This window comes from Herbiconiux sp. (genome assembly GCF_023264895.1).
Taxonomy (GTDB): Bacteria; Actinomycetota; Actinomycetes; order Actinomycetales; family Microbacteriaceae; genus Herbiconiux.
On the sequence record NZ_JAHFUY010000009.1, the window covers coordinates 1 to 5,654 of the forward strand.

Here is a 5,654-nt window from a genome sequence, read left to right on the forward strand (position 1 = left end):
GTCGCCGGGCATCCTCCCCGGGCGCCGGCTCGAGCGCCGGCACCGACGCCGGCCAGGGCGCGGATGCCGCCGACGCACTCGAGCAGGAGACCGCGGCCACGCGCACCCGCCGCGCCCCCACGATCCCGATGTTCTCGCACACCGAGGACTCCCCCTACGACGAGCCCGAGCCCGCCGACGACATCGATCCGCAGACCGTCGCCACCGAGCTGCTCGTGCGCGCCCTGCAGATCGGTCACGCCAAGGGCGACGCCGACGAGTGGCTGAACACCGGCACCGTGAAGAACCAGATGCGCCGCATGGATCCGTCGTTCAACGAGAAGCCGCTCGGCTACCGCTCGTTCACCGACTTCCTCTCGTCGCGCGGCGACCTCGCCGAGCTGGAGGAGGACGGCCCGCAGCGTCTCATCCGTCTGCGCCCCGGAGCGGGGACGGGGTCGGCCACCTCGCGCTGACCGCGGGCACCGGCACCGGGCGGCGGGATGCGGATGGCGGCACGGATTTCCCCGTCGTCGGTCGACCGGCCACGCGCATCCGCCCGCCCGGTTGCTAGCATCGCGCTGTGACCTTCGGAGCCCGCCTGACCATCGCCATCGTCCTCATCGTGGTGGCGATCGCCGCACTGGCCATCCCCCTGACTCTCGAGCTCGACGGCGGGGCACCGCAGTGGCTGCACTGGATCTCGTGGATCGGCGGCGGCCTGTTCGCGGCCGGCATCGGCAACCTCGTGAACGCCTTCCGCCGGAGGAACGTGCCGAGGGTCGACCGTCAGGAGTAGCGTCGGCCGCATGGCAGACGAACTCTCCCGTGGCGACGAGGTCTCCTGGAAGACCCACGGCACCACCACCTCCGGCAAGGTCGAGAAGAAGATCACCTCCGACACCGAGGCGGCGGGCCGCACCGTGCGCGCCGACGACGACGATCCCCAGTACCTCGTGAAGAGCGACAAGTCCGGCCGCGAAGCCGTGCACAAGCCGGAGTCCCTCACGAAGAAGTCGTGAGCTCACGCGCAGGGGCGAGCCGCGCGACCGCCGCGGGCCGGAAGCCCTTCGCCACCAGGTAGATGCCGAGCGAGGCCTCCCACACGATCTCAGGCAGCGTGAAGAGCACCGAGGGCACCGAGGTCTGCTCGTAGGCTCCGAACATGACCGCGATGCCCGAGAGCGTCATGAGCGGTCCGCCGATCACCCCGATCAGTGCCATCGGCCGCGGCACGAGGTGCGAGCGCCAGAGCAGCCACCCGAGCAGCAGCCCGTTGCCGATCCCCACCACGAAACCGGGGCCGAGCAGGAACGTCCAGTCGCGGAGATCCACCAGCCCCTGCCCCAGCACGAGCAGTGCCGGTTCGGATGCCGCCCCCTCCTGCCGCAGAGTCACGACGGTCAGGAGCGCCAGCAGCCCGACCGCGATGAACACGCACTCCACGATCCGCGCCGCGACGTAGCCGAGGGCGAGTGCCGGGCTCTGCCGCTTCAGCACGGGGTACAGGGCGAGAGCGGTGCCGATGTTGGCCGCGATGAGCACGAGTTCGCAGAGCGCACCGAGGATGACGAGGTTCTCCGCCGAAGCGTCTGCAGAGCCGAGCACGAAGTCGGGGTCCGACAGCACCGGGCCGTAGAGCGCGACCCCGACGATGGCCGAGACGAAGGTGAGCAGGAAGAGGATGCCGGTGGTGAGCGACAGCCTGCGAAACGGGTCCATGGGGTTCCTATCCAGTCAAAGGTGTACGGCGTACACCTGAGACACACCGTAGGTGTACCGCGTACACTCCGTCAAGACCCCTTGCCACCCTTCGAGCCCAGGGAGCCGACCGTGACCGCACAGCCGCCCGCCGCATCCCGCCCCCGCGGTCGCGAACGCGCCCGGCTGAACCGCGAGACCGTGCTCGCGGAGGCCCTCGCCCTCGCCGACGCCGACGGGCTCGACGGGCTCGGCATGCGCCCCCTCTCCCAGCGGCTCGGAGTCGTGCCGATGGCGCTCTACAAGCACGTCGCGAACAAGGAGGATCTGCTCGACGGCATGATCGACCTCGTGTGGGCCGAGGTCGAGATGCCCGACGCGGAGCGGGGGTGGCGCACCTCGATGGGCGACCGGTCGCGATCGCTGAGGCAGGCCCTCAAGCGGCACCCCTGGGCGATCGGGCTGATGGAGGCGCGGCTGCGGCCGGGGTTCGCGAACCTCGCCCAGCACAACGCCATGATGGGGTGTCTCCGAGGCTCGGGCTTCTCGTTCCGCACGACCGTGCACGTCACCTCCACCCTCGACGCCTTCGTCTACGGGTTCGCGCTGCAGGAGCGCTCCCTGCCCTTCGACACCGCCGAGCAGTCGGGCGATGTGGCCGAGCAGAAGCTCCAGGATGCGCCGCCCGAGGCGGCGGCCGCGTTCCCGCACCTGCTCGAGGTGGTGCGGGAGCTCGGGGCGGCCGGGTACGACTACGACACCGAGTTCGAGACCGGGCTCGCACTCGTGCTCGACGCCGTCGAACGGCTGCGGCCGGAGTGGCGGGCGGAGCTTCCGAGCCCATGACCGCCGGGGGCGTGATCACCGGGCGCGCGATCGTCGGCCGCGTGACCGCCGGCCGCGCGCACGCTCAGGGGGCGAGCACCTCGCGCACGAGCTGCGCGAGGCGCGGGGCCGTCTCGGCCTCGAACCAGGGGTTGGCGCTCCGCCAGCCGCGCGCGAGCGGAGACGGGTGCACGATCGGGAACAGCGGCAGGTAGCTCTCGGCCCGGCGCACGGTCTCGGTCAGGGTGGTGCCGCGCCGCGCGCCGAGGTAGTGCTTCTGGGCGTAGGCGCCGATCAGGATGGTCAGCCGCACGTCGGTCAACTGCTCCAGCACGGGCGGATGCCACGCCTTGGCGAACCCGCGCCGGGGCGGCGCGTCACCGCTCGCGCCCTTGCCCGGGAAGTAGAAGTCCATCGGCACGATCGCCACGTTCTCCGGGTCGTAGAACTCGGCATCCGTCAGGCCCAGCCACGAGCGGAGGCGCACCCCGCTCGGGTCGTTCCAGGGGATGCCGGTCTCCTGAGCGAGCCGGCCGGGCGCCTGGCTGATGATGAGCACGCGCGAGCGCTCGGAGGCCACGACGAGCGGCGCGAAGCCGGCCTCGGTGGCCCAGGCGTTCGCCGGATGCGCGGCGACCCGTGCCCGGATCTCGTCGAACACGCTCACCCCACCAGTCTGCACCGATGCCGCCGTCGCCGGTGGTGCCGCTACCATCGTTGCCATGACGGAACCCACCCATGAGCAGCTCGAGGCGTCACAGCACACGGAGCGCCGCACGGTCGGCGGAGAGCTCCGCTACTACCTCAAAGACGCGGGCGCGCACCTCAAGAAGCTCAACGAGCCGTTCAACCCCGACGGCCTCGAGGCCTGGTTCACCCCCGACGGAAAGTTCCACGCCCAGGGCCTCGGCCCCAACCCGGCCCTTCCCGGCGTCATGGGCGCGGCGGCCGGCGCGGCGATAGCCGCCGGCTGACGCCCTCCCCCGCGTCCCGAGCCCGCCCGCGGCCCGAGCCCGACGCGTCGATTTGACACTAGTCGCGCCTAAGAAGGCCGACTTGGCACATCTTGTGTCAAGTCGGTGCTTTTAGGCACAACTTCTGTCAAGTCGGAGACGACGGCGGGCCGGGCGGCGGGGCCGCGGCCGCTACTTCGCGACGACGACCGTGAAGGTGAGCGGCTGGATGCCACCGTCGGCGTTCGTGAGCGTCACCTCGGTCTCGCCCACGGCGAGCGCCTCCACGCCCGGGTTCGTCTCGGCGCTCCCGCCCGAGGTCCCCTTCACGAACGACGCCACCGAGGTGTCGGCGACCTCCCCCGTGTAGCTGTCGGTGGCGAGGTCGCCGGTGTTGATGTTGAGCACCTGCCCCACCACGAGGTCGACGGTCTCGCCCTGCAGGTCGTTCGCCTCCACGGTCAGCGGCGTGATGACGTCGCCGCCGATCGGGGCCTCAGAGGACGACGATGTCCCGGCGGGAGTGGAGCTGCAGGCACTGAGCCCCACGACGACGGCCACGACACCCGCGACGGCGATGTACTTCGAGATACGCATGGGCTCAGTATTCCAGCCGCCCTGCGCCGGAACGGTCACGATCCGGCAACGCGGGCCCCCCAGAACACGGCACAGCAGGCATTGTGAACAGTGTCAACATGCGGCACCATGAAGGCATGCGAGAACAGCTGCACGAGCACCACGGCGAGCGGATGCTGAGCGTCAACGGCGTCGACCTGTGCATCGCGGAGTTCGGAGAAGAAGGGGGCCAGGGCCTGGTGCTCGTGCCGGGCGCCTCGTCGGCCTCGGACTGGTGGGACGACGCGTTCTGCGAGGCCCTCGCCGCCGGCGGCCTCCGCGTGGTGCGCTACGACCTCCGCGACACCGGCCGCTCCACGACCCGCCCCCTCGGCCGGGCCGACTACACGGGCGACGACCTCGTGGAGGATCTCGCGGCGCTCATCCGGGCCCTGGATCTCGTGCCCGCCCACGTCGTCGGCCTCTCGCTCGGCGGCGGACTGGCCCAGCAGCTCGCCATCGCCCACCCCGAGACCCTCGCCTCCCTGACCCTCCTGTCGACCAGCCCGGGCGGCGACGACCTCCCGCCGATGTCGCCCGAGCTCGCCGCGTCGTTCGACGAGGCATCAGGATCGCCGGCTGACAGCACCCGGAGCGACCGCGAGGCCCACTTCCGCGAGGCACTGGCAGACGAAAGGCGGTTCGGCGGCACGATCCCGGTCGACGAGCAGCGCATCCGCCGCATCGCCGACCGCGTGTTCGACCGCTCGATCGACCTCGAGGCGGGCGCGAACCACTGGGGCATCCCCTCGGCCTCCGGCACCCGCGCCCAGCTCGCCGACATCGCGGTGCCCACGCTCGTGGTGCACGGCACCGCGGATCCGCTGTTCCCCCTCGCCCACGGCGAGGCGCTCGCGCGCGAGATCCCGGATGCCCGCCTGCTGGCGGTGCCCGGCCTCGGCCACCAGTTCCCACCTCCCGAGACCTGGGACCTCATCGTCCCGGCCCTCCTGGAGCACGTCCGCAGCGCAGGGTGACGCCGCACCCGCTCACGTAGGCTGTGCGGCATGGCCACTGTCATCCTCGTGCGGCATGGTCGCACCACCGCGAACGCCACGGGCATCCTCGCCGGCCGATCCGAAGGGGTGCGGCTCGACGAGGTCGGTGTCGAGCAGGCCGCCGTCGCCGCCCGGCGCCTCGCGGGGGTTCCGCTCGCGGCCGTCGTCTCGAGCCCCCTGGAGCGCTGCCGCCAGACCGCGGCCGCGGTCCTCGCCGAGCAGAGCGGATCGCCGGCGCCGGCCCTCGAGCTCGAAGTCGAGATCGACGACGGCATCACCGAGTGCGGCTACGGCGACTGGACCGGCCGCCCGCTCCGCGAGCTCGCCGAGGAGCCGCTGTGGAAGGTCGTGCAGTCCCAGCCCTCGGCCGTCGTCTTCCCGGGCGGCGAGTCGATGGCGGCGATGCAGGCCAGGGCGGTCGCGGCCATCCGTCGCCGCGACGCCGAGATCGAGGCCGAGCACGGGCCGCAGGCGGTGTGGGTGGCCGTGAGCCACGGCGACATCATCAAGTCGCTCCTCGCCGATGCGCTCGGACTCCACCTCGACCTGTTCCAGCGGATCGGCGTGGGCCCCGCCTCGATCT

Annotated in this window: 10 protein-coding genes; 7 read left to right on the forward strand and 3 right to left on the reverse strand. The window is 71.7% G+C overall.

The window, feature by feature from the left end:
- From Q0D57_RS00765 to Q0D57_RS00775, 3 genes are all read left to right on the forward strand, one after another.
- Positions 1 to 455 (forward strand): OST-HTH/LOTUS domain-containing protein (locus Q0D57_RS00765; protein WP_291036692.1); only part of this gene is annotated, 455 nt, incomplete at its 5' end.
- 107 nt (positions 456 to 562) lie between these two features.
- Positions 563 to 778: a hypothetical protein gene (locus tag Q0D57_RS00770; RefSeq protein ID WP_291036693.1), complete on the forward strand. Its 216-nt coding sequence runs from the start codon at positions 563 to 565 to the stop codon at positions 776 to 778.
- A gap of 10 nt (positions 779 to 788) precedes the next feature.
- Positions 789 to 1,001 carry a DUF2945 domain-containing protein gene (locus Q0D57_RS00775; RefSeq protein ID WP_291036695.1) on the forward strand — a complete coding sequence of 71 codons (213 nt, stop codon included), beginning with the start codon at positions 789 to 791 and terminating at the stop codon, positions 999 to 1,001.
- Here Q0D57_RS00775 and Q0D57_RS00780 read toward each other — a convergent pair.
- Positions 985 to 1,701 (reverse strand): DUF4386 domain-containing protein, encoded by a 717-nt coding sequence (locus tag Q0D57_RS00780; RefSeq protein WP_291036697.1) that lies wholly within the window; start codon positions 1,699 to 1,701, stop codon positions 985 to 987. The two genes, Q0D57_RS00775 and Q0D57_RS00780, sit on opposite strands and share 17 nt — an antisense overlap.
- Positions 1,702 to 1,812: 111 nt before the next feature.
- Between Q0D57_RS00780 and Q0D57_RS00785 the strand changes: the two genes are divergently transcribed.
- Positions 1,813 to 2,526, forward strand: a complete 714-nt coding sequence (locus Q0D57_RS00785) for a TetR/AcrR family transcriptional regulator (protein ID WP_291036699.1) — start codon at positions 1,813 to 1,815, stop codon at positions 2,524 to 2,526.
- A 64-nt stretch (positions 2,527 to 2,590) separates the two neighbouring features.
- Here the strand turns inward: Q0D57_RS00785 and Q0D57_RS00790 are convergent, their stop codons facing one another.
- Positions 2,591 to 3,172, reverse strand: a complete 582-nt coding sequence (locus Q0D57_RS00790) for a uracil-DNA glycosylase family protein (RefSeq protein WP_291036701.1) — start codon at positions 3,170 to 3,172, stop codon at positions 2,591 to 2,593.
- 55 nt (positions 3,173 to 3,227) lie between these two features.
- Here Q0D57_RS00790 and Q0D57_RS00795 point away from each other — a divergent pair, with 55 nt between their 5' ends.
- Positions 3,228 to 3,479, forward strand: coding sequence for a hypothetical protein (locus Q0D57_RS00795; protein ID WP_291036703.1), 252 nt, complete (start codon positions 3,228 to 3,230; stop codon positions 3,477 to 3,479).
- 171 nt (positions 3,480 to 3,650) lie between these two features.
- On the opposite strand, the gene Q0D57_RS00800 is transcribed toward Q0D57_RS00795, so the two are convergent.
- Positions 3,651 to 4,055 (reverse strand): hypothetical protein, encoded by a 405-nt coding sequence (locus Q0D57_RS00800; protein WP_291036706.1) that lies wholly within the window; start codon positions 4,053 to 4,055, stop codon positions 3,651 to 3,653.
- Between the two features lie 116 nt (positions 4,056 to 4,171).
- Between Q0D57_RS00800 and Q0D57_RS00805 the strand changes: the two genes are divergently transcribed.
- Together Q0D57_RS00805 and Q0D57_RS00810 are read left to right on the forward strand one after the other, a co-directional pair.
- Positions 4,172 to 5,050, forward strand: coding sequence for an alpha/beta hydrolase (locus tag Q0D57_RS00805; protein WP_291036707.1), 879 nt, complete (start codon positions 4,172 to 4,174; stop codon positions 5,048 to 5,050).
- A gap of 30 nt (positions 5,051 to 5,080) precedes the next feature.
- On the forward strand, positions 5,081 to 5,654 hold a 574-nt coding region (locus Q0D57_RS00810), incomplete at its 3' end, for an MSMEG_4193 family putative phosphomutase (protein ID WP_291036709.1).

Bases quoted from the DNA above. Each gene is read 5' to 3' on its own strand.
- Q0D57_RS00805 (WP_291036707.1), top strand. From the start codon at position 4,172: ATGCGAGAACAGCTGCACGAGCACCACGGCGAGCGGATGCTGAGCGTC.
- Q0D57_RS00780 (WP_291036697.1), bottom strand. From the start codon at position 1,701: ATGGACCCGTTTCGCAGGCTGTCGCTCACCACCGGCATCCTCTTCCTG.
- Q0D57_RS00800 (WP_291036706.1), bottom strand. From the start codon at position 4,055: ATGCGTATCTCGAAGTACATCGCCGTCGCGGGTGTCGTGGCCGTCGTC.
- Q0D57_RS00795 (WP_291036703.1), top strand. From the start codon at position 3,228: ATGACGGAACCCACCCATGAGCAGCTCGAGGCGTCACAGCACACGGAG.
- Q0D57_RS00775 (WP_291036695.1), top strand. From the start codon at position 789: ATGGCAGACGAACTCTCCCGTGGCGACGAGGTCTCCTGGAAGACCCAC.